At 78.2% G+C, this 1,117-nt stretch carries 1 pseudogene; it reads left to right on the plus strand.

The features are described 5' to 3' along the window. Window positions 1–1,117: pseudogene (locus AC5LSR_RS23825) on the plus strand (type I polyketide synthase); the annotation flags it as partial.

Genomic DNA, 1,117 nt, shown 5'->3' on the forward strand with positions numbered 1-1,117 from the left:
CCCCCGAACACTGGACCCGCCACATCCGCGCCACCGTCCACTACCAGCACGCCACCGAAACCCTCCACCACCACGGCACCACCACCTACCTCGAACTCGGCCCCGACCCCGTCCTGACCGCCCTCACCCACGAAACCCTCAGCGACGACAGCAGCCGGCCCGCCCCCGTCGCGGTCTCCCTGCTGCGCCGCAACGAACCGGAGGCGGTCACGGTCGCCACCGCGGTGAGCGCCGCCCACGCCCACGGCGTCCGCCTGGACTGGCCCGCCGTGTTCGCCGGCCTCGGCGCGCGCACCGTCGACCTGCCGACCTACGCGTTCCAGCGCACCCGGCACTGGCTGGAGGCGACACCGGCCGCGGCCAGCGCCGCCGCCGCCGGCGCCGCGACGGCCGGGCAGCCGGCCGGCGGCCCGGTGGGCGGCGTCGGGGACTCCTCCTTCTGGACGGCGGTGCGCCGCGGCGTCCTCGACGAGCTCGCCGACACACTCGGGCTCGCCGGTGAACGGGAGCGCGCCGCGCTGGGCGAGGTGCTGCCCGCCCTCGTGTCCTGGTGGGAGCGGCAGCAGATCACCGACGCGGTGGACGCCGTGCGCTACCGGGTGGTGTGGCGGCCGGTCCACGACCTGCCCGCCGGGCCACCGCGCGGGCGCTGGCTGCTGGTGGTGCCGGCCGACCGCCGTGACGCCCCGCTGGTCACCGCGCTCACCCGCGCGCTGCCGGACACCGTGGTGCTGGCCGTCGACCGGCGGCACAGCACCCGGGAGGGGCTCGCCGCCGAGCTGACCGCCGCCGCGGCGGCGGGGCCGGTGGACGGCGTGCTGTCGCTGCTGGGGCTCGGGGACGACACGGCCGAGACGTCCGACCTGCCCGCCGGGTTCGCCGCGACCGTGGCGCTGGTCCAGGCCGTCGAGGACGCCGGGACCGCCGCGCCGCTGTGGCTGGCGACCCACGGGGCGGTGGCCACCGTCGCCGGCGAGGCTGTCACCGCCCCGGCCGGCGCGCTGGTCTGGGGCCTGCACCCGATCGTCGGCGTGGAGAACCCGCGGCGTGCGGGCGGCGTGGTCGACCTGCCGGAGTCCGTCGACGAGCGGGTGGTCCGCCAGCTCGTCGGCGTCCT

The sequence above is a fragment of the Protofrankia sp. CiP1_Cm_nod4 genome (genome assembly GCF_982290645.1).